Annotated in this window: 20 protein-coding genes and 1 riboswitch; of the genes, 13 read left to right on the top strand and 7 right to left on the bottom strand. The window is 69.2% G+C overall.

Annotated features, from left to right (window positions below):
- Positions 1–173 precede the first annotated feature (173 nt).
- The 5 genes from QOM21_RS36075 to QOM21_RS36055 all read left to right on the top strand — a co-directional run bounded on the left by QOM21_RS36075 (position 174) and on the right by QOM21_RS36055 (position 5,755).
- On the top strand, positions 174–896 hold the full coding sequence (locus tag QOM21_RS36075) for a (2Fe-2S)-binding protein (protein ID WP_407555311.1): 723 nt from the start codon (positions 174–176) through the stop codon (positions 894–896).
- 374 nt (positions 897–1,270) lie between these two features.
- A riboswitch (cobalamin riboswitch) is annotated at positions 1,271–1,486 on the top strand.
- A gap of 171 nt (positions 1,487–1,657) precedes the next feature.
- A complete protein-coding gene (gene thiI, locus QOM21_RS36070) occupies positions 1,658–2,965 on the top strand; it encodes a tRNA uracil 4-sulfurtransferase ThiI (protein ID WP_407556007.1) in 1,308 nt (435 codons plus the stop codon).
- Positions 2,962–3,813, top strand: a complete 852-nt coding sequence (gene cobF, locus QOM21_RS36065; protein ID WP_407555310.1) for a precorrin-6A synthase (deacetylating) — start codon at positions 2,962–2,964, stop codon at positions 3,811–3,813. Before thiI ends, cobF begins: the two co-directional genes overlap by 4 nt.
- A 120-nt stretch (positions 3,814–3,933) precedes the next feature.
- The gene (locus QOM21_RS36060) at positions 3,934–4,227 is read left to right on the top strand and encodes a short-chain fatty acyl-CoA regulator family protein (protein WP_407555309.1); all 294 of its coding nucleotides are present in this window, start codon (positions 3,934–3,936) and stop codon (positions 4,225–4,227) included.
- Between the two features lie 322 nt (positions 4,228–4,549).
- On the top strand, positions 4,550–5,755 hold the full coding sequence (locus tag QOM21_RS36055) for a hypothetical protein (protein WP_407555308.1): 1,206 nt from the start codon (positions 4,550–4,552) through the stop codon (positions 5,753–5,755).
- A 92-nt stretch (positions 5,756–5,847) separates the two neighbouring features.
- Here QOM21_RS36055 and QOM21_RS36050 read toward each other — a convergent pair whose 3' ends face one another.
- Entirely contained in the window at positions 5,848–6,342 is a 495-nt protein-coding gene (locus QOM21_RS36050; RefSeq protein ID WP_407555307.1) for a lamin tail domain-containing protein, read from the bottom strand.
- A gap of 553 nt (positions 6,343–6,895) precedes the next feature.
- Here QOM21_RS36050 and QOM21_RS36045 point away from each other — a divergent pair.
- Both QOM21_RS36045 and QOM21_RS36040 read left to right on the top strand, forming a co-directional pair.
- On the top strand, positions 6,896–7,981 hold the full coding sequence (locus QOM21_RS36045; RefSeq protein WP_407555306.1) for a TerC family protein: 1,086 nt from the start codon (positions 6,896–6,898) through the stop codon (positions 7,979–7,981).
- 200 nt (positions 7,982–8,181) lie between these two features.
- Positions 8,182–8,319 carry a hypothetical protein gene (locus tag QOM21_RS36040; RefSeq protein WP_407555305.1) on the top strand — a complete coding sequence of 46 codons (138 nt, stop codon included), beginning with the start codon at positions 8,182–8,184 and terminating at the stop codon, positions 8,317–8,319.
- A 135-nt stretch (positions 8,320–8,454) separates the two neighbouring features.
- Here QOM21_RS36040 and QOM21_RS36035 read toward each other — a convergent pair whose 3' ends face one another.
- Both QOM21_RS36035 and QOM21_RS36030 read right to left on the bottom strand, forming a co-directional pair.
- Entirely contained in the window at positions 8,455–9,732 is a 1,278-nt protein-coding gene (locus tag QOM21_RS36035; protein ID WP_407555304.1) for a cation:proton antiporter, read from the bottom strand.
- 130 nt (positions 9,733–9,862) lie between these two features.
- Positions 9,863–10,147, bottom strand: a complete 285-nt coding sequence (locus tag QOM21_RS36030) for a DUF3040 domain-containing protein (RefSeq protein ID WP_407555303.1) — start codon at positions 10,145–10,147, stop codon at positions 9,863–9,865.
- Positions 10,148–10,427: 280 nt separating this feature from the next.
- Between QOM21_RS36030 and QOM21_RS36025 the strand changes: the two genes are divergently transcribed.
- On the top strand, positions 10,428–11,375 hold the full coding sequence (locus tag QOM21_RS36025) for a HAMP domain-containing sensor histidine kinase (RefSeq protein WP_407556005.1): 948 nt from the start codon (positions 10,428–10,430) through the stop codon (positions 11,373–11,375).
- Between the two features lie 2 nt (positions 11,376–11,377).
- On the top strand, positions 11,378–12,037 hold the full coding sequence (locus QOM21_RS36020) for a response regulator (RefSeq protein WP_407555302.1): 660 nt from the start codon (positions 11,378–11,380) through the stop codon (positions 12,035–12,037).
- Between the two features lie 240 nt (positions 12,038–12,277).
- Here QOM21_RS36020 and QOM21_RS36015 read toward each other — a convergent pair whose 3' ends face one another.
- Entirely contained in the window at positions 12,278–12,565 is a 288-nt protein-coding gene (locus tag QOM21_RS36015) for a hypothetical protein (protein WP_407555301.1), read from the bottom strand.
- Positions 12,566–13,036: 471 nt separating this feature from the next.
- Between QOM21_RS36015 and QOM21_RS36010 the strand changes: the two genes are divergently transcribed.
- Positions 13,037–13,534, top strand: a complete 498-nt coding sequence (locus tag QOM21_RS36010; RefSeq protein ID WP_407555300.1) for an N-acetyltransferase — start codon at positions 13,037–13,039, stop codon at positions 13,532–13,534.
- Positions 13,535–13,873: 339 nt separating this feature from the next.
- On the opposite strand, the gene QOM21_RS36005 is transcribed toward QOM21_RS36010, so the two are convergent.
- The 3 genes from QOM21_RS36005 to QOM21_RS35995 all read right to left on the bottom strand — a co-directional run bounded on the left by QOM21_RS36005 (position 13,874) and on the right by QOM21_RS35995 (position 17,395).
- Positions 13,874–14,743: a hypothetical protein gene (locus tag QOM21_RS36005; protein WP_407555299.1), complete on the bottom strand. Its 870-nt coding sequence runs from the start codon at positions 14,741–14,743 to the stop codon at positions 13,874–13,876.
- A 157-nt stretch (positions 14,744–14,900) separates the two neighbouring features.
- Positions 14,901–15,443: a hypothetical protein gene (locus QOM21_RS36000; protein WP_407555298.1), complete on the bottom strand. Its 543-nt coding sequence runs from the start codon at positions 15,441–15,443 to the stop codon at positions 14,901–14,903.
- Positions 15,440–17,395, bottom strand: a complete 1,956-nt coding sequence (locus QOM21_RS35995) for a protein kinase domain-containing protein (protein WP_407555297.1) — start codon at positions 17,393–17,395, stop codon at positions 15,440–15,442. The genes QOM21_RS36000 and QOM21_RS35995 overlap by 4 nt, the downstream gene beginning before the upstream one ends.
- Positions 17,396–17,719: 324 nt before the next feature.
- Here QOM21_RS35995 and QOM21_RS35990 point away from each other — a divergent pair, with 324 nt between their 5' ends.
- The 3 genes from QOM21_RS35990 (at position 17,720) to QOM21_RS35980 (ending at position 20,042) form a co-directional block, all read left to right on the top strand.
- Positions 17,720–18,634, top strand: coding sequence for an alpha/beta fold hydrolase (locus QOM21_RS35990; RefSeq protein WP_407555296.1), 915 nt, complete (start codon positions 17,720–17,722; stop codon positions 18,632–18,634).
- Positions 18,635–18,674: 40 nt separating this feature from the next.
- Positions 18,675–19,412 carry a MerR family transcriptional regulator gene (locus tag QOM21_RS35985; protein WP_407555295.1) on the top strand — a complete coding sequence of 246 codons (738 nt, stop codon included), beginning with the start codon at positions 18,675–18,677 and terminating at the stop codon, positions 19,410–19,412.
- Positions 19,413–19,526: 114 nt separating this feature from the next.
- Positions 19,527–20,042, top strand: coding sequence for a hypothetical protein (locus tag QOM21_RS35980; RefSeq protein ID WP_407555294.1), 516 nt, complete (start codon positions 19,527–19,529; stop codon positions 20,040–20,042).
- The last annotated feature ends 31 nt before the right edge of the window (positions 20,043–20,073 follow it).

Here is a 20,073-nt window from a genome sequence, read left to right as displayed (position 1 = left end):
GCAACAGCCTCCCAATGCGGCCATAGCGCGCCTCACCGGGCCGCTCCCTCACGGAGCACCGAGCCGGGCGCCTGCCGGCTCCACCCGACCCGGCACCGAACCCACCCAGGCCGCTACGATCCGGCCCGGGCAACCCAGCCCGAACCGAGGAGGGCCCGGTGCCGCAGGAGCCGATGACCGCAACGCTCGGCCGCAGCGAGTTGGTAGGGCCGTTCTTCTCCGTACGGACCGATGCCGGAACACCGCGCGACCAGGGCTTTGTCCCCCTGGCCGAGCTGTACCAAGAGAATGCCTCACCGGCACTGAGCCACCGCCTGGAGACGGTCGCCACCCGGCTCCGCACAGCGGAACGGCGGGTCGCCGCATCCCTCGTTTACCAGGGCCTGGCCGGGCGGCTGTGGTCCATCGCCCTTGCACCCGCGGTACTGACCGGACGGCTACCCGATCTCGACAGCGACGCCTTGTGGTGGCATCCGGACCGGAGCACCCCTGACGAACTCTGGCTGCCCGCCCCGTGCCCCCTGCCCTCGACCTCCGAGAAGGATCTGTCGGGCCAACTACTGGCAGCGGTCCTGCACGGTCACCTGGTGCCGCTGCTCCAGGCCGTCAGCACTGTGGCCACGATCTCCCCCCGGGTGCTGTGGGGCAACGCCGCTTCGGCACTGGTCGGCACCCTCCGTGTCCTGCACGACTGGTGCCACAGAACAGGCCGCCCGGAAGCGGCGGAACGAGCGGTGGCGCTGACCACGACCCTGCTCGACGCCCCGCCTCTGCGCGACACCGGAACCCTGGATCCCGCCGTCCCTGAATTCTCACGACGCAGTTGCTGCCTGTACTACCGCGTTCCAGGCGGAGGGCTCTGCGGAGACTGCGTGCTGAGGCGAACCGGGCGATAGGGCGTCAGCCCCTTCGGGCCGGGCCCATTCGCGATCCGGCCGAGATCGCGGCGTCATACGACGAGTACGGAGGTGATGCCGGGAAGCGCGTACCGGTGAGGTGCTGGCGGCCCGGTGTCGTCGCGCGATGTGTCCTCCTCGCGCAAGGAGGGCCGGTGTCGGGCACGGCGGTCGTTCCGCTCGCTGTGGAACTCTCGGACTCCTTGAGTGGTCTACCGGCCTTGCTGTGGTCAGACCTCCGGATCGGTGCGGCAGGGGACCACGATCAGGCAACCACTGTCTACGGTCGAGTCCGACGCCTTGCCAGGCCGCTGAGGCCCGCGGCGCGCGGTGGCCCCCCCCCCGCTGGTGCGTGGGCCGTGTGCCGCCTTGTCTACCCTGGACCAGCAGCTGGTTCGCCCCGTCCGCCAGACGGGGTGTCGTAAGAGGGAACCCGGTGGGAGTCCGGGACTGCCTCGCAGCGGTGAGTGGGAACGACCGCCGTCATCCAGCACTGGGTCGTGTGACCTGGGAAGCGACGGTCAGTAGGTGCCCCGTCCTTCGGGATGTGCCCACGAGTCCGAAGACCTGCCACTGCTCGTGCGGGGTGTGATCACCGCGCACGCATCCACGGCGACCCGGTACCGGGACCGATGACCGAGTGGCGCGTTCCACCTCTCCCTGCGCATGACGGGGACGGGCCGGCCCGCATCCCGTTCGCGGCCCTGATCCGGTCCTCACGACGACTCGCGAAGGAGAGTTTCGTGCCCGACGAACCGAGCATGCCCACCGTCCCCTCCCCTCGAACGCCTCGCCCCAGCGGCCCCTGTGTCCTGCTCAAGCATGGTGAGATCTTCCTCAAGGGCCGCAACCGGCACCTGTTCACCGAGCGGTTGCACGACAACCTCCGCCACGCTCTGCGGGGCATAGGCGGCTCCACGTGGATCAAGTCCGGCCAGAACGTGACCGTGCTCGGCGGCGAGGTTTCGCAGGATGTCCTGGTGGAGCGCGCCCGCCGGGTGATCGGGTTCAACTCGGTGGAGCCCGCCCTGCGGGTCCCCGGCACCGTTGCGGACATCACGCAGGTGGCTGTGGACGCGCTCGCCGACGCCCGTGCCGAGCAGCCCGGGATCAGTTTCGCCGTGCGGGTCAAGCGTCGGTACAAGGGCTTCGAGATGACCTCGTCGCAGTTCGAGCGCTTTCTCGGCGCACGCGTCCAGGAAGCTCTGGGACCGGTGCCGGTGAACCTCTCCAACCCGGATGTACGACTCTCGGTCGAGATCGACCACAAGGAGAGCTATGTCTCATGGAACCGCTACCAGGGGGCGGGCGGGCTCCCCGTCGGCTCCGGCGGGCGTGCCCTGGTGCTGCTCTCCGGCGGCTACGACTCGCCGGTGGCGGCCCATCGGGCGATGCGTCGCGGGCTGCGCTGCGACTTCGTCCACTTCACCGGCGCCCCGTACACGAACGCCGCTTCCGTCTACAAGGCTTACGCCCTCGCGCGTGAACTCAACCGCTACCAGCCCGGCGGACGGCTGCATGTCATCGCGCTCGGCAACGCCCAGAAGCAACTGGCCATCGCGGGGGCCGGCAAGCTTCAGGTCGTCGCACAGCGACGGCTGATGGTCCGCGCGGCTTCCGCGCTGGCGAGCCGGACCCGAGCGGAAGCCCTGGTGACGGGTGACAGCCTGGGGCAGGTGGCCAGCCAGACCCTCGCGAACATGGCCGCCGTGGACGAGGCCGCCACCCTGCCGGTGCTTCGCCCGCTGGTCGGCTGGGAGAAGCAGGAGATCATCGACGAAGCCCGGGCCATCGGCACGGCGGAGATCTCCGTACTGCCTGACGAGGACTGCTGCAAACTCCTCGCACCACCCCGAGTCTCCCTCCGGGCCGGATTGACCGACCTGCGCTCGGTGGAGAAGCGCCTCGATCTTGACGACGTGGTGGACGGCCTGCTGCGCGACGTCCAGGTCATGTATCCGGGTGAGATCGAAGGGGAAGACCGGGCGGACGCGGACAGCGAGTTCGCGCATGGCGGTACGGGCACGGCCGTGTGCGCGACGGCACCGTCCGCGGCGGTGTCCTCATGACCGGCGAGGACCTGCGGCGGATCCTGGTGATCGGGATCGGCGCGGGAGATCCGGAGCATGTGACGCTGGCCGCCGTGCGGGCCATGCGGGACTGCGAGGTGTTCCTCCTCCTGGACAAGGGCACGCGGACGTCCGAACTGACACGACTACGCCGCAACCTGGTGGCCGAGCACGCCGGCCCCGGCCACCGGGTGGTCGAAGCCGAGGACCCGCGGCGTGACCGCTCCCCCGCGGACACCGCGGGCTACCGGTCCCAGGTCGTCGACTGGCGCCACCACCGGGCCGCCCTGTACGAGCGGCTCATCCAGGACGAACTGGCGCCGAGCCGGACCGGCGCCTTCCTCGTGTGGGGCGACCCCGCGCTCTACGACAGCACGATCGACGCGCTGGATGAGGTGGCTGCCCGCGGCCAGGTGTCGTTCACATACAACGTGATTCCCGGGGTGAGCAGCATCTCGGTGCTGGCCGCCCGCCACCGTACGACGCTGACCCGACTCGGCAGGCCGCTCCGAATCGCCCCCGGCCGACACGTCGCCGGGTCAGGACTCGTCGCGGGCGAGGACGTCGCCGTCATGCTCGACGTCGGTGCGGCGCTCACCGCGCACCGGGCGGAGGGCTGGTGGATGTACTGGGGCGCCTACGTCGGCACACCCGAAGAGCTGCTCGTCTCCGGCCCACTGAACGAAGTCGCCGACCAGGTAGTGGAGTTGCGTGCCGCAGCACGCAAGCGTCATGGCTGGATCATGGATGCCTGCCTGCTGCGCACCGACGGTCCCGATCAGCAGGCAGAGGCCACGCCTCCATCGGGTTCCGGCCAGAACTCCGCCGGGCTTCTCCCGCCGCTGTAGCACCCCGGTGGCCGAAGCGCGCTGCCGCATGAGCGCGTTGTGGTCAAGCTGCTCCCACGTTTCACACCGGGCGAGGCTGCGGTCATACAACGACGCCAGCGGGGTCGAGCGGACCCCACGATGGGGAGCGTCGCAGTCGGGACACGGGCCGCCCAGGCGCCTGGGCGGCCCGTGTCCCGGAGGTACCGGCCACTGCCGATGCCCTGCGCCACGCCCATCGCCTCGTCTACGCGGAAGGCATCGCCCCTGGAAGACCCCCGGGCGGCTACTCCGATCGGCCTGGGCTGCCGCATCTGCGAGCGCCGCGACTGCGCCCAGCAGGCCCGTCCCACCGGCCGGTGGCCGACTCGCCTTCGACCCGTTCGGCGCACTCACGTCCCCTATCCGGTGGAGCCGTCGGGCAGCGACAGGTGAGCGGCGCCTTGAGCCTCTCCGCAGTGTTCGCAGTGCGCGGCGGGCTTCGAGGGCCCCCGCACCCGCGAGGGCATCAGCGTCGAGATGGGGCGATGTTGCCGTGCTCATCAGGTCTCATGGGCCTACAGCCCATTGTGTTGCGCGCCCCCAAAGGCCAACTCCCAATCCCGTTGGGACTGCAAGGCAGGCTCGGCCCCCGCAGCAGCACGCGATATCGGTCGGCGGCCGGGTACGCTGCCCGCTCGCCGAGAACCGCTCCGAAGGGGAGCGACGAGGGGGAGCGATCATGCGCAGAGCTGCGGGAATCAGGCGTAGGGGCATAGTGACCGCTGCCGTGCTGGCCACTGTGCTCACGGCTGCGGGATGCGGCGCGGACTCCAAGCCGACCGACTCCCGGGCCACAGGCTCCACCGACGCGGCAGACAACGGCGGCAAGGATGCCCCGCCGAAGACCAGCTCCCTCACTTGGAAGTTCGAGCACATCGCGGACTTCAGCGGAGAACTCACGGATGTCGCCGTCCTGGCCAAGGACGACATCTGGGCGGTCGGGACCGAGAACAACGGCAAGTCCAACGCCCACTTGCTGCACTATGACGGTTCGCGGTGGAAGCGTGAGCCTCTCCCCGATCCTCTCGCCGCCACCGACTACCCGCCGAAACTGGAAGAAGTCGGAGAGAAAGCCCTGTGGGTGCGGCCGCAGACCCACCAAGACGGCGACGGCGTGAACCCCTGGGCGATGTGGGACGGCACTCGCTGGTCCGCGGTGCCGAACCCTCCGCCGGGCAACGTCGGCGACCTCGATGCCGCGAGCCCGGACGACATCTGGGCCCTCGGCGGCGAGCAGACCGCCGTGCACTGGGACGGCACCCGCTGGACCACGACGCGTCTGCCGTACGGCGCCTCCGACCTGGCCGTGGTGGGGCCGGACGATGTCTGGGCGGTCGGCAGCCGCTCGACCGGTCCGGGCACCGAACTGGGCTACGGCGAGCGGTACAACCAGCCGGCCTCGATGCACTGGGACGGCACGTCATGGAAGTCCGTGGCGACTCCACAGGCCCGCTTCGAGAAGCCGATCCCGCCGGAGCCCAGCGCCGGTCTCAGCCAGGTCTTCGCTCTCGAAAGCGGTGAGGTGCGCGCATACGGCGGCAACACCTTCAACCATGGCGAGGTCGAGAACGAACCGGCGGACGAGTACATCCGGCTGCGCTGGGACGGCTCGAAGTGGGTCGATCAGGAAGAAGCGACCGGCGGCTGCGCCGGTCGGACCCCGGTGGGTCAGGACGACAAGGGCCTGTTCCTCGACGGCAACTGGTTCCTGACCGACGGCGGCCGGTGCGTGAAGATCAAGCGCCACCGCCTGCCCCTGTCGACCGGCGCCCGCAAGGGGTCGAATCAATCGCTGTGGCTCAAGGAGATTCACCGGGTCCCCGGCACCGACGAGTGGCTGGGCGCCGGACAAGTGCAGGTCAACCAGTCCGGCGATCCCTTCGGCGCCCCCGTCGTCGTACGCCTGCAGCGCGGCGGCTGACCTCTGGCTGCCTCCAATGAAGCGTCGAGCAGAGCCCCGGGGCGGAACAGGAGCCGGCCCCGTCGCTCCGGGCGAGGGGGCCGGCTCGTAGCTCAGTGGAAGGTGACGTAGCCGTTGCCGTCGCGGTCGTTCCCGCTCTTGGAGTACGAGTGGACGTCGGCGCGGCTGCCGCCGGGCTTGTAGAGGTAGATGGTGTCGCGGTCGTTGTTCCAGAGGAAGTTGCAGTTGTCGCGGTAGACGACGTTGCCGCCGTCGGAGTCGGTGCCGTTGCCGCCCCGGAGCCTGATGTAGTCGCCGGGCTGCAAGTAGTGGTTCGCGGTGAACGTGAACCGGTTGCCCGTGGCGTCCTTGACGACGTAACCGCGGAGGTTGACGGTCGCCGTACGCGAGTAGTTCTTGATGGTCAGGTACTCGTCCCGGGTGTTGCCGGAGCTGCAGCTGTTGGAGTCGCGGCCAGGCGCGTCGTACTGGGCTCCGCGGACTTTCAGGGCAGAGGAGTACTCGGCGGCCTGGGCAGGGCTGGCTATCAGTGCGGCCAGTGTTCCGGCCGCGAGAAATGTGGCACCGAAGGCGATACGGGTACGCATGGTGAGGTCCCCCCTCAAGAGTGCTGATGAGAGACAGGACCCTACAGACAACACGAGTCGCTTGTTACGGTTTCAAGTTTTCTGATCCCGGACATCACGGGCAGCGGATCCGCTGCACGAACCCCGACACCACCACCCGCCACAACGACCGACTGACCCACCATCAACGCACTGTGCGCGAAGCTCGGCACCCTCAGAGGTTGGAGGCAGAGGCGAGACTGTGCACCCCACCCATGGAGATGGTCGGCGACTTGGCCAGGGCATCGCCGTGGTCGAACAGCGGCGCGAGAAGGCAGTGCGAGCGGAGCCGTAAGACCTTCAGCGGATGAGCTTGGCGCGACTCCGTCGTGTCCATCCGGCACCACGTGTGAGCACCGGACGCGGAGAGAGTCCCGTGCCGCTGATGCGCCCCGTATGCCGGCCGGGCTGCCAGGACGGGGCGGCTTCGTCCGCCGCACGGACAATTGCGGGCGACAACCCCGACCGGGTGGGTCAGACTTTCCGCAAAGGGGTCTACCCGTTCTGCCGCCTTTACTCGCGTGAGGGGGTCCTGGTGCTCGATGTTCCGTTCTGGCTGTGGGCGGTATTCGCCGTCACGGTTCTCCTGTCGCTGGCCGTTGACCTGCTCTCGCACCGGGAGGCGCATGTCATCAGGTTCAAGGAGGCAGCCGCCTGGAGCGGAGTATGGATCGGCCTCGCCCTGGCCTTCGGCGCGCTCGTATTCGTCGTCCTGGGGTCGACGGCCGGGGTTGAATACACCACCGCATGGCTGCTGGAGAAGAGCCTGTCGGTGGACAACCTGTTCGTGTTCGCTCTGATCTTCGCCTACTTCAAAGTCCCACGCGCCTACCAGCACCGCGTGCTGTTCTACGGGGTCTTCGGTGCCCTGGTATTCCGCGGTGTCTTCCTCGCTCTCGGCGTTGCCGTGGTCAACCGCTTCACGGCCGTTCTTTTCGCGTTCGCCGCGGTTCTCTTCTACAGCACGTACAAAATCCTCAAAGGCGAGGACGAGAGCTTCGACCCCGGCAAGAGCTTCGCCGTACGACTGCTGCGCAAGGTGGTCCCGGTCCGAGACGAATACGTCGGGATGAAGTTCTTCGTCAAGGAGGCCGGCAAGCGGGTCGCCACACCGCTGCTTGCCGTCGTCGCCGCCATCGAGGCGGCCGACCTGGTCTTCGCCGTGGACAGCGTGCCGGCCGTCCTCGCGGTCAGCGACGACTCCTTCATCGTCTACACAAGCAACGCCTTCGCCATTCTCGGCCTGCGGGCCCTGTACTTCCTCCTCGCGGGCCTGCTGGACCGATTCCATTACCTGAGCAAGGGCCTGGCCCTGATCCTCGCCTTCATCGGCGTGAAGCTGATCCTGCAGGCATCGCACAAGACGATCAACAGCGGCATCCCGGAAATCCCGTCACTGGTGAGTCTTGCGGTCATCGTCCTGGTCCTGGCCGTATCCGTGATCCTGAGCCTGCGACGCCCTGCCGAGCCCCAACCGGCGGGGGCCACGACTCCGGGACAGGGCGAGGAAAAGGCCGCCCCGGCGCCCGGAGCGCCCCACGGACCGCCCGATGCCGACGCCCAACCGCCCGAGGAAGACGAATTCAGACCCCCGGAGAATCCCCCAACAGGTGACAGGTGATCCCGTGATCCGAGGCAGCGACGCAATCCGCCGCTGCCCGGGAGCGCAACAAGATCACCCCCTCGAAGCCCAGGGAAACAAAGAGAGGCATTACTATTTCTTTGCCTCTGATTTACTCTGTAGATATGCGAACCCGAGAGCGTGAAACGGCACCGCAGGCCGGACACCTCTGCCCCGCCTGCCATCACCCACTGAGCCAGGTGGTCAAGAGATACAAGACGATGGGGATCGTCGTCCCACTCTGGGTCCCGGGCCCCTGCTCCAACCTCGACTGCCCGCACCACGTGCCGGAGTCGCAGCGGGACGGTCGGGAACGGAGCGAGGAGCAGAAGCTCTAGAGGCAACCGACCGGCGTGCACCACACAGCACCCGGACGTGCCGAGCGCGTGCCGGACGCGCCGGGCCTGCCGGGGCGCGCCGGGCGATGCACAGGAACCCATCCCGACTGTCGCCGCCGATGCCCACGAATGCTCCTAATCTCCGTCGAGTGCGGCGTCCGAGCGTTTGATGTGGCGTGCATGGGTACGGCCGTCGGCTTGCGGGGTGACGTCCGTAGGCATGCGGGCTCGGTGACCGCGGAGGCGGCTGGTCGCGGCCTGGAGGAGACGGGCGAGCAGGTGGGCGCGACCGGCGGCGATCGGGCCGAGGACGGCGAGGACCAGGACGTAGCTGGCGATGAAGGGTGCGAGGCGTCTGTCGAGGCCGGCGCTTGTGGCCATGGCCGCCAGAATCAGTGCGAACTCGCCGCGCCCCAAGAGAGTGGTGGCGATGTTCGCGGCGGGCTGGGGGCCGTATCGGTACAGTCGGGCGGCGAACAGGCCCGCGGCCACGTTCATGGCAATGGTCAGCGCTGCCGCTACGGCGACCGGCACGGCGACGGAGGCGATGTCTGCCGGGTTGATGGCCAGACCGAAGGCGAAGAAGAAGATCGCGGCGAAGGCATCGCGCAGCGGATGCACCAGTTTGCGTATTCGCGGCCCGGAGGGGGTTCCGGCCAGGATCATGCCGACCATGAACGCGCCGATGGCGTCGACGACCCCAAGGACCTCGGAGACGCCGGCGACGAGGATCGCGGCGCCGAGGAAGCTGATGACCAGCAGTTCGTTGTCGCGCACCGCGATCAGGCGCCCGATCAGACGGGTGCCGAAGCGGGCGGCAACAGCCAGCACCATGAGGAAACCGAACGCCTTGGCCCCTTGGGCGACCGTCTCCCCGACACCCTGGGCGCCGCTGATGACGGGCTGGAGCGCGGCGAGGTACAGGGCGAGGAAGATGTCCTCCACGACGGTGACACCCAGGATCAGGCGGGTCTCGGGGCGAGCGATGCGGCCGAGGTCGACAAGGACCTTGGTGACGATCGCGGAGGAGGAAATGCCGAGGACGCCGGCGAGCACCAGGGCCTCCCGCGCACCCCAGCCCAGGGCGAACCCGAATCCCAGGCCCGCGCCGACGTTCAGCAGCAAGTAGATCCCGCCTGCGGCGAGCAGGCGCCTGCCGCCGCTCCTGAGGTCGTCGAGGTGGAACTCCAGACCGAGATAGAACAGCAGGAGCACCAGGCCGAGCGCGGAGAGCATTTCGAAGTCGTGCGCGTCCTCGACGAGGACCAGGCCCGGGGTATGCGGGCCGAGCAGGATGCCGGCGAGTATGAAGAGCGGGATCGTCGGCAGGCCGATCCGCCTGCCGAGGCGGGCGAGAATGGCGGCGGCCAGGAAGGCGCCGCCCATGGCGAGCAGAGTGTCGGTGTGTCCCACGGGTCACCACCCTCCGCGGCGTGGAACGTTCACGGTGTTGCGAGCGACGGGAATGTCCTCCGTTCACGGGTCCGTCGGGCACCGGTGATCATCTGAGCATCGGTGCCGCGGCGGTAAGGGCCGGTGGTTGTCAGAGCAGGCGGGGACGGTGCCCGGCCGGGTCCTGTGGGGGTGCGAACAGATACGCCGCCACACTGGCCGCGACCAGGCCCGCGGCAAGGACCGGGCCGTGCGGGAGCACCAGCCCCATGACCAGCATCGTCACGGAGAGGACCAACAACGCCCAGGCCGGGCCGCGGCGGTTTCCCCGAGGCCGGCGCGGGCGCCCCGTTTCCCGGCCACGGGCGGCACGAGGGTCGCTGTGATGTGGCTGCTCCTCAAGATCGCGTAGCGGATTGCCACCATGCTGGGTCATCTCTCCTCCTCCCAAGGACGGGCAGGTGAGGGGTGCGATGCCACCGTCACACGCGGCCCGGAGGCGTCACCATCGGGTCCAGCACCCATTTCCGCAGGTGCCTGGCACCCAACGCGTGCAGCAGTTGGGTGCCGGCACCGATGGACACCAGAGCACCCGCCCCGCAGGCTGACAATGACGGCCACAGGGCGACTCGACGGCAGCCGGGGCACAGGCGCCGGCGAGTGGCGCCGAGGCCGGCTACAGAGGCAGGGACGACGACGGGACGGAGGCGGTGTCGGTGCCCTTGTTCTGGCGGATCTTCCTGCTCAACGCCGTGGTGCTGATCGCTGCCGCTGCCCTGCTGCTGGGCCCGGTCACCGTCTCCACCCCGGTGCTGCTCACCGAGGCCGCCGTCCTCACCGCCGGACTGGCCGCGATGCTCGTCGCCAACGGCGTGCTGCTGCGCCTCGGACTCGCCCCGCTGCAACGTCTCACCCGCGCCATGACCACCACCGATCTGCTGCGACCGGGTAAGCGCCCGGCCGTCGGAGGGCACGGAGAGGTCGCCGAACTGATCACGACCTTCAACACCATGCTCGACCGCCTGGAGGCCGAACGAGCCACCAGCGCGGCCCGCGCCCTGTCCGCACAGGAAGCCGAACGCCACCGCATCGCCCAAGAACTCCACGACGAGATCGGCCAGACCCTCACCGCCGTGCTCCTGGAACTCAAACGCGTCGCCGACCACGCCACGCCCGCCGTGCGGGAGGAACTCCATCAGGTGCAGGAGACCACCCGCGCCAGCCTCGACGAGATTCGCCGCATCGCCCGCCGCCTGCGCCCCGGCGTCCTGGAAGAACTCGGACTGACCAGCGCGCTGAAAGCCCTGACCACCGAGTTCACCTGGCCCACCCTCGCCGTACGCCACCACATCGACGCCGACCTGCCGCCGCTGAGCAGGGACACCGAACTCGTCCTCTATCGCGTGGCCCAGGAGAGCCTGACCAACGTCGCCCGCCACGCCGGCGCCCACCGCGTCGACCTCACGCTCCGTCACTCCCCCACCGGGGTGGAGCTGCGCGTCCACGACGACGGCCGCGGCATCGACGGCGCTGCCGAAGGGGCCGGCATCAGCGGCATGCGCGAACGCGCCCTGCTCATCGGTGCCGACCTCTCCCTCGGCCCCGGCCCCGGCGGGGGCACCGAAGTACGCCTGATCGTGCCCGTCCACCACCGGAGCCGCTGACCATGTCCCAGGCGACAAGAACCCGCATTCTCCTCGCCGACGACCACCGCCTGGTCCGCCGTGGAGTCCGCCTCATCCTTGAGGGCGAGGCCGACCTCACGGTCGTCGCCGAGGCCGGCGACGGAGCCGAAGCCGTCGAAGCGGCCCGCACCCACCACCCCGACCTGGCCATCCTCGACATCGCCATGCCTCGTCTGACCGGGCTTCAGGCCGCCCGCGAACTCTCCCGCTCACAGCCCGAGACCCGCATCCTGATGCTGACCATGTACGACAACGAGCAGTACTTCTTCGAAGCCCTGGCCGCCGGGGCCTCCGGCTACGTCCTGAAATCCGTCGCCGACCGCGACCTCGTCGAGGCCTGCCGCGCCACCATGCGGGGCGAGCCCTTCCTCTACCCCGGCGCCGTCAACGCCCTCATCCGCAACTACCTCGACCGTGCCCGCGAAGGCGGCACCATCCCCTCCAAGGCCATCACCGACCGGGAAGAGGAAATCCTCAAGCTCGTGGCCGAGGGCAACACCTCGCAGGAAATCGCCGACCTGCTCGTCATCAGCGTCAAGACGGTGGAGCGGCACCGGGCCAACCTGCTGGAAAAACTCGGCATGAAGGACCGGCTGGAGCTCACCCGGTACGCGATCCGGGTCGGACTGATCGAGCCTTAGCCCGCAGGCGCGGTAGCTGCGTTGCCCGTCGCAGCACGGGAACCGGGACCAGACGCGTCGGCGGCGGCCGGGGCTGCCGGGGCTGCCGGGGCTGCCGGGGCTGCCGGGAAACGCTTGTGGGGACGCGTCCACGCCCGACGGCGGGCGTACCGCTGGAGGGAGGGGGCGGAGGCGCGTCGGGGGTGGGGCGGGGCCGACCGTCTTCGTCCGCGAAGTCAGTCGCGGCACCCGTGGCGTCGATCAATAAGCGGAGGCCACGACCTCGCCGGCCATGACCTGGGGCGGGTTGGGGAGTAGTGACGCGAGGTTGTCCCGCACGAATCCTGCCGCTCTGGAAACCGATTCTTCAGCGCCGGCCTGGTCGAGGAAGACGCTGGTCGAGACCATGACTCCGTTCCCGGCGTCGACCCAGTAGTAGGCCACGAAGCCAGGGACCTGACGCATGAGCGGTACGAATCCCTCATCCACGATGCGTCCTGCCTCGGACGGATCGCTCACTCCTTCGTACCGTCGCACTGCTGCGTACATGGCCGATCTCCTCACGGGGGTCCGGATCGTGGTCTGCTGGAACGCCGTACCCCTGTGGCGGCTCCCTGGCTCGTGCGGAGCCCGGCAATCACCTGAAGGGCGGTCCTGGCTGATCCGAACGACACGCGTGCGCGGTGAGCGCAGTCGCGCTGTAGTCCCTGGCCCCGGAACGCGAACGCGCTCAAGGGCCGGGCTCAGCTGTGATGCGTCGACCTACTGCCCGGGCATGATCAGCACCGGCAGGAGCGGGCAGCCGCCATCCCCCCCCCCGCCCACCAGATGAATCACCGTAGTCCGACCTCCCCTGGACCGGCCGAGGTCTCATCGGGGCGGCGCCGAGCGGCCGCCGCCCCGATGGCCCTTCCGAACCAATCAGGCCAACAAGCCACCCCAGTGGGCAATTTCACCACGCGGAGTCCCCAAAGGCTCAGACGGACCATTCCGAGCAGACCGGTTGTAACCTCGGCCCTTATGACCTGGTTGCCTGAAGACTTCGTCCACCCCGTCCACGTGCCCGTGCCCAACACCGCGCTTCATCTGCGGCCGATCCGGGAGGCGGACACCGCGCTGGACTACCCCGCCGTGATGGGCTCCCGCGAACGCTTGTGGGAGATCTTCGGTCCCGCCTGGTCTTGGCCCAAGGAGACGATGACCTACGAAGAGGACCGCATCGACCTGCTGCGACACGAGAAGGAGATAGCCGCGCACCAATCGTTCAACTACGCGCTGCTGGACGCGGAGGAGACCGCGATCCTCGGCTGTGTCTACATCGACCCGCCAGAGCGCACCGGCTCCGACGGAGAGGTCTCCTGGTGGGTGGTGGACGACCTCGTCGGCAGCGAGGTCGAGGGCGCCCTCGACGCGTTGGTGCCGCAGTGGATCGCCGCCGACTGGCCCTTCCAGCAGCCCCGTTACCTGGGCCGCGAAATCACCTGGCAGGACTGGCTCGCGCTGCCCCGCACCCCGTGACAGGGGTCCGGGCAAGGTGAGGTCAAACGCCACAACGGAGGCCGGGGTGGTCTGAGCCCACGGAGGCCGCCACCCGTTCGGCGCAACGTCATTGGAGCCACGACCGCTTGTGGCACCTGAACGAGGCAGGGCGTGACCTCCATCGAGCCGACGGCGTATTCGCGATGCGCCGACTGAACGGCTTCGTTGTCGGCGGTGAGTGGAGGCGGTGATGCTGCCCGTTCGGGACGGCATGACACCGGCTCGCAGGCGCTGGCTCGGGGGCGCCACCCACCCGGACCCAGACGTTCGCTCCTGCCCTCCCCTGCAACTCGACGGCCACGTCGTCACCCCGGAAGCTCAGGGGGCTCCGCCAGGTTCCGAACCCTCGTAGCCCGGTCGTGAGGAGGAGTCGATGCCGACCTCGTACTCGATGTGCGGGCTTACCTCGTTGCCGTCGACAAAGGCGCCCGTCGAGCCGATGGCGAGGCCGATCGCGTGGTGCGGTCCGGCGGGGAAAGTGTTGCCGGTGATGGTGGCGTTCTGCACGTCCTCGAGCATCAGGGCCTGGGAGGCCTTTCGCGTCGCGCAGTGGTTGTCCCGGACGGTGAAATCGGAGGTGATGCCGTGGCCGTCGCCCTCGCCGTCGTTGGGGCCTTCGGCCATCAGACACATGTTGTCGATGTCCTCGCAGCGGTTGCCCTCGATCAGGACCCGTCGGCTGGGCGGGGTGTCGTCGGCGAAGGTCTGTATGCAGTCGGCGTGGCCGTAGCGGTTCGACGTTCCGCTGATGTTGTTGCGCTGGATCTTCAAGTCGGAGCCGAAGAAGCGCAGGCCGTCGCCGTCACCGCCGTGCGGACGGCTGACGGTGTTGTCGCGCACGGTGATGTCGCGCCCGGTGATCTCGATGCCCGGGGCCTTCGGCCTGTCGACCCGATAGCCCTCGACTACGACATGGTCGGCCTCGACGGTGATGCCACCGACGGTCCGGCCGGCTCCGTGGTGGACGGCCGGGTGCTCGGCGGTACCACCCTTGGTGATCACCAGCCGGGCGGCCGTGCCTTCCTGCGCGGCGGGGACCGAGGACGTGGCGGGCACCGCCGGGGACGGGGTGGGCACCGCCGGGGACGGGGTGGGCACGGCAGCGAGGGCCGCGAGCAGCGCGACTCCGGTGAGAAGGAGCCGTTCGCGGGTCCCACGCCGGGCGGGTGCGTGATGGTGGGTCGTCATGACGCGTGACCCTAGGAGCCTTTCCCGGGAGCGGTCCCGAGGCCGGCCGTCAGGCTGACGCGACCTCGGGGCGTAAGAGAGATCGCGGGGACGTAAGAGATCGCGAGGGAGTGGACGGCGTAACGGGCATGCGTACTGCGTGTGCGCGCACGCAGCCTCAGATGGCGTCGATAAGTGCCAGGTCCGTCGGGACGAGTGTGGTCGACATCAGCAGGGCCCGGATCAGGTTGTCGTTGAGCGCGTTGCCGACCGGCTCGCCGACCTCCTCCCGGGTGAGCCACGGCTCACCGCCGCGGGACAGCCACGCACGCACCCCGTTGACCATGTGCTCGACGCGCTCCAGCAGCCGGCCGTCGGCGCACCGGATCGGCAGCCGCCCCGCGTTGCTCACCCACCACTGGCCGCCGCGGTGGGTGAGCGTGCCCTGGTGGCGGCTGACCTGCGGGTCGTCCTCGCCCAGACATACGTGCGTCCCGGGTCTGTTGCGGCCGAACAGGACCTCGCGGCCGTCCCCGGGCCCTAGCGTCATGCCCCCGGTCAGCGCGAGCGCGAAGACCGTGCCCGGCACCGGCGCGGTGACGCCCCGGGCGAGGCTGCCGTGACTGGCGAGCAGCGCCCGACCGTCGACGACGGGCCGCCCAGCCCGCCCTGAGGCCCCAGCCGGGCCCGTCGATGCTGCCGAGTTTCCCGGTGCGGTCACTTCCCCTTCATTTCGTTCAGTTCCTTCGTGATCTTCTTCGTGGCCGTGGCCGCGAGTGCCTCGGCCCCTTCGCACAGCCGGCCGACCGTCTGCGGCCCGTGCACGGTCACCATCAGGTGCTCGACGGTCTCGTCCCCAACGGAGTTCGTGTAGGAGCGGTGCGGCGTCCGTACGACGCAGTCGTCGTCGCCGGACTCCCGGGGCGACACGTAACTCCTGTGCCCCGCAAGGACGGTCGGGTCTCCGTCGTCCTCCAGGGTGTTGTCCCGGCTGAACACCAGCTCCACTCCCGTGTCGCCGTCCGGGCTGCTCCACTCACAACCCCAATCACCGAAGTCCGGTGCGGGATCGCGCGGATCGATGCCCGGCAGTCGCCTGAGTGCGGCGGCGTCCAGCAGGCCGCAGGCGTCGAGGCGGGCCAGGGACCGCTCTGCGGGCTCCGCGGTGCGCCGGGGGACCGCGCCCCGGTCCAGTACGCCCACGACGTGATCGGTGGCGGCGTCGGCCAGCCGGCACGGGTCGGGCGACGGCGACTCGTAGCGCTCCCCGACCACCACGATCTGCTTGCTGTCGGCAGTCGCGATGATCCGTTCGCAGTCGTCCCCGTCGCGCTGCATCGTCCCGACCGTGACATTGCCGACCCGCCGGGTGGCTACGTCGTCCCCGAACTCGGCCGGGTCCTTGTCGAGGTTGACCTGGACGCCGGCCGCCTCGTCCCCGTTCTCGTTCTTCACCAGGACGTCGCAGCGGTCGAACCGCCCGTAGTCCGGATCCCGTTCGGTGTCTCCGAAACGGCTCAGGGATGCCGCGTCGAGCAGTGCGCAGGGGTCGGCCGTACGGGCGGCGCCGATGGTGCCCGCCTCCCCCGGGCCCGAAATCGGCGCCGACGTCGAGGGCTTGGCGTCGGCTGCACCCCGCCCGCTCCTGCCGCCGTCGTCGTCGCCGGGGAGGAGGACGAGGAGCCCCGTCGTGAGCGCCGCCACCGCGATGAGCGCCACCGCCGCGAGAGTCAGCGAGCGGCGCCGGCGGCGCAGGGGCCGCGGAAGTCGTGACGTCAGAGGGGCGAGCGACAGGGTGCGGCCGTCGTGCAGCATTTCCTGGACGTGCGGGGGCGGCGGCGTGGCCTGCGTCAACAGCTTGTACGCCTCGGCAGCGTTGGGGCGGTGCCGTGGTTCCGCCGCGAGGAGCGCCGTCATCGGGGCGGCGAGCCGGCCCGCACGCTCCGGAGTCTCGATGTGCCCCTCGATCGCCCGCACCAGGTAAGCCATGGGGTGCGCGGCCTCTCCGTACGGGGAGCGTCCCTCGACCGCCGCGAACAGTGACGCCCCCAGCGAGAACACGTCGGCCTTCTCGTCGCCCGGCCCACCCTTGGCCACCTCGGGTGCGAGGTACTTCGGCTTCCCCCGCACAGCGCCCGTCATGGTGTGCGTCTGCGTGGTGTCGCTCCACAGGGCGCGGGCGATCCCGAAGTCCATCAGGCGGGCGACGCCCTCCTCGGTGACGAGGACGTTCTCCGGGGTGACGTCGCCGTGCACCACACCCTCGGCGTGGGACCTCGCCAGCGCCGCCGCGACCTGGCAGCCGATGGAACCGGCGTCCTCGGGCGTCAACGGGCCGTTCGCGGCGACCAGTTGCGCGAGGCTGTGCGAGGGCACGTACTCCATGACGATCCAGCAGGCGGTCTCCCCCTCGACGAAGTCGAAGACGGGCACGATGTTCGGATGGTGCAGCCGCGCGGCGTACTGCGCCTCCTTCTTGAGCCGCCTCGCCGCCTCGCCGTCGTCGGGACGCGCGCACTTGACCGCGACGCGCCGCTTCAGCGTCTCGTCCCAGGCCCGCCAGACGACGCCCATCCCGCCCTTGCCGATGGGTTCCTCCAGGAGGTACCGGTCAGCGATCTTGTCGCCGGCCTCCAGCGTCACCAGCACCGTCACTCCCAGCCCTAGACTCACACATAGTTGCGGACAGTGACAGAGTGTACCGAGCCATGATCCGACCCACAGCCGTTCGAGCGGACCACCCCAGAATCCTCACAGCGCGCCGAGGGCCGACACCAAATCACTCCAACACCGGCTGCATGTACGGGTGTTGTCGGTTCAGCTGTCCGCACCACTCGCCTTCGATCCCGAGGAGGCATCGGCTCCGGACGACTCGCTGCCAGTGGACTTCCAGGCTTTCCTGGCGCGTTGGGGATGTCGCAGAGGGCGCAGGCAAGCGGGGCGACGATGATGAGCGGGCTTGACCTTGACCCTGCGTCAGGGTTGGAGCCTTCTCGCATGACGAACAGCAGCACTTCCTCAGCGCGGCTCGCTCCGCCGATCGGAGAGTTCCAGGAGATCGACGGCCGCCGCATTTTCGTACATCGGTCGGGCAGCGGCGGTCCGGCGGTCGTGTTCCTTCCGGGCGCCGGCGCGGTCGGCCTGGACTACTTCGGTGTCCAACAACAGGTTTCGCAGTTCACCACCGCTGTGCTGTACGACCGCGGTGGCACGGGCTATAGCGATCCTCTCCCGCTGCCCCGCACCGCCACCGCGGTCGCCACGGAACTGCGCGAGCTGCTCAGGGACCAGAACATCGCCGCCCCATACATTCTGGTGCCGCATTCCCTCGGCGGCTTCTACGCGCACCGGTTCGCGCAGCTGTACCCGCAGGACGTGGCCGGGCTGGTCTGGCTGGACGCCTTCCACCGCGACTGGGACGACTCCATGCCGCCCGCGGCGAGTCTGGCCGCGCTCGAGCAGATGATGCCTGACCTGGAGCAGCTCGAAGAGATGCGCCCGGCCCTGCGCGAGATGAGCGCCGAACTGCTCGCGGACTACCCGGAGCACATACGGCAGGCGCTGATCGATGCCAAGGTGAGTGACGAATGGACGCACGCCGGTATCGCCGAGCGCACCAAGTTGGCCGAACTCGCCACCGAACTGCGGGCCGGGCCGAACATTCCCGACGTCCCGTTGGTCGCTCTCAGCGTGGTGGGCACCGACCCCGCCCAGCAGGCGCTGACGTCGGAGCGGACGCTGCAGGAGATGAACGACGGCAGGACGCGACTGGACGCGGACCTGGTGAGCGCGGTCTCGCACGGGGAACAGCGCCTCATCTCCGACACCAGCCACCACCGGCTCTGCTTCGACCGCCCCGACGCCGTGCTCCAGGCGATCCGTGACGTCCTCGACCGGGCGGCTCGACCGTAGACTCGGCGCCACCACGTTGCACGTAGACCAGAGGAGGACGGTGCTCACGATCAGCCGGCTCGCGGCAACCGCAGGCGTGACCGTGCGCACCGTTCGCCACTACCACCACGTCGGACTGTTGCCCGAGCCCGAGCGCGATGCCTCCGGCTACCGCCGCTACAGCGCGCAAACCGCGGTGGATCTCATCCGGATCAGGACCCTCGCCGATGCCGGGGTGCCACTGGCCCGAATCGACGCGCTGCTGCACGCACAGCCGACCGAGTTCGCCGAAGCGATCACCGATATCGACGCCGATTTGCAGCGCAAGATCGACGAGCTCACCGAATACCGCCGCCGGATCACTGAACTGGCCGGCGGTGAACGGCTCGTTCTGCCCCCCGAGGTGGTCGCCATCCTGGACCGGATGCGCAGTCTCGGGGTCAGCGAGCGGAGGGTTCTGCTCGAGCGCGACTCGTGGATCCTGATGCAGGCACTGGACCCGCACGTCATGCCGCAGCGAATACGGGAGAAGAACGCCGGCTTCGACGATCCCGAGACGACGCGCCTGTATCTGGCCTGTGATCAGTCAGTTGACTGGGACCCGCACGATCCACGCCTGGACCAGCTCATCGACGACCTGGACGCGTGGGAGGTCGAACACGAACGAGACAGCGACCGGGCAGGGTACTTGAAGCTGGTCTCTTCCCGGATCTCCGAGGCATCACCGGCATGGCAACGCATCATCGAAGCGCTCGTCCACCGCGCCGAGCAGCGCATGACCGCCGGGCACGACAGCTGAGCCGGCACCCTGGTCACTTCCGACGGCCGATGCACGCACATCGGCGCCGACGTCAAAGACACCCACGCAGCGGCCGGTTGCGGGCAGGATGGGGGAAAACTTCGGGAGGTTGGCATGCAGTGGTCGGCGGTGCTCGGGTACGGCTTGGGCTACGGGCTGGTGCTCAGCGTGCTGTTCACAGCGTCGGTGTTCGCCGGAGCAGCCATGAGCCGGGACTTCTTGCTGAACGACTACCCGCCCGCGATCCAGCGCCGGTACGGCCGTCCCAAGAGCGCCCGTGGCCGCAGGGTGGCGGTGCTCTTCGGCGCCTTCATCTGGGCCGTCTGCGGCCTTCCCTTGATGATCGCGGCGATGATCGGCCTCGACGGCGCTCTGGACGGCGGCCTGGAATTCCTGCCCGCGGCCGTCTGCGCGGCCCTCGTCTTCGCCACGCTGACCGTCTGGGACCTGGTCGTCTTCGACTGGATCATCTTCGCGGGGCTGCGTCCCCGCCTGCTCGTCCTTCCCGGCACCGAGGGCATGGCGGAGTATCGCGACCTGCGATTCCACCTCGGCGCCGCAGTCAAGGGCAGCCCACTGATCGTTGTCGTGGGCCTGCTCACCGGAGGCATCGCTGCCCTGGTGAGCTGAGCGCAGCCTCACCCCTCACTGCCCTGTGCTG

The organism is Streptomyces sp. Pv4-95 (genome assembly GCF_045782725.1).
Taxonomy (GTDB): Bacteria; Actinomycetota; Actinomycetes; order Streptomycetales; family Streptomycetaceae; genus Streptomyces.
Note: the sequence above shows the minus strand (reverse complement) of the source record. Positions and strands in the feature narration are given on the sequence as shown.

Coding starts and splice junctions, on each gene's coding strand:
- QOM21_RS36075 (WP_407555311.1), top strand. CDS start 174: ATGACCGCAACGCTCGGCCGCAGCGAGTTGGTAGGGCCGTTCTTCTCC.
- thiI (WP_407556007.1), top strand. CDS start 1,658: ATGCCCACCGTCCCCTCCCCTCGAACGCCTCGCCCCAGCGGCCCCTGT.
- cobF (WP_407555310.1), top strand. CDS start 2,962: ATGACCGGCGAGGACCTGCGGCGGATCCTGGTGATCGGGATCGGCGCG.
- QOM21_RS36060 (WP_407555309.1), top strand. CDS start 3,934: ATGGGGAGCGTCGCAGTCGGGACACGGGCCGCCCAGGCGCCTGGGCGG.
- QOM21_RS36050 (WP_407555307.1), bottom strand. CDS start 6,342: ATGCGTACCCGTATCGCCTTCGGTGCCACATTTCTCGCGGCCGGAACA.
- QOM21_RS36030 (WP_407555303.1), bottom strand. CDS start 10,147: ATGACCCAGCATGGTGGCAATCCGCTACGCGATCTTGAGGAGCAGCCA.
- QOM21_RS36020 (WP_407555302.1), top strand. CDS start 11,378: ATGTCCCAGGCGACAAGAACCCGCATTCTCCTCGCCGACGACCACCGC.
- QOM21_RS36015 (WP_407555301.1), bottom strand. CDS start 12,565: ATGTACGCAGCAGTGCGACGGTACGAAGGAGTGAGCGATCCGTCCGAG.
- QOM21_RS36010 (WP_407555300.1), top strand. CDS start 13,037: ATGACCTGGTTGCCTGAAGACTTCGTCCACCCCGTCCACGTGCCCGTG.
- QOM21_RS36005 (WP_407555299.1), bottom strand. CDS start 14,743: ATGACGACCCACCATCACGCACCCGCCCGGCGTGGGACCCGCGAACGG.
- QOM21_RS35990 (WP_407555296.1), top strand. CDS start 17,720: ATGACGAACAGCAGCACTTCCTCAGCGCGGCTCGCTCCGCCGATCGGA.
- QOM21_RS35980 (WP_407555294.1), top strand. CDS start 19,527: ATGCAGTGGTCGGCGGTGCTCGGGTACGGCTTGGGCTACGGGCTGGTG.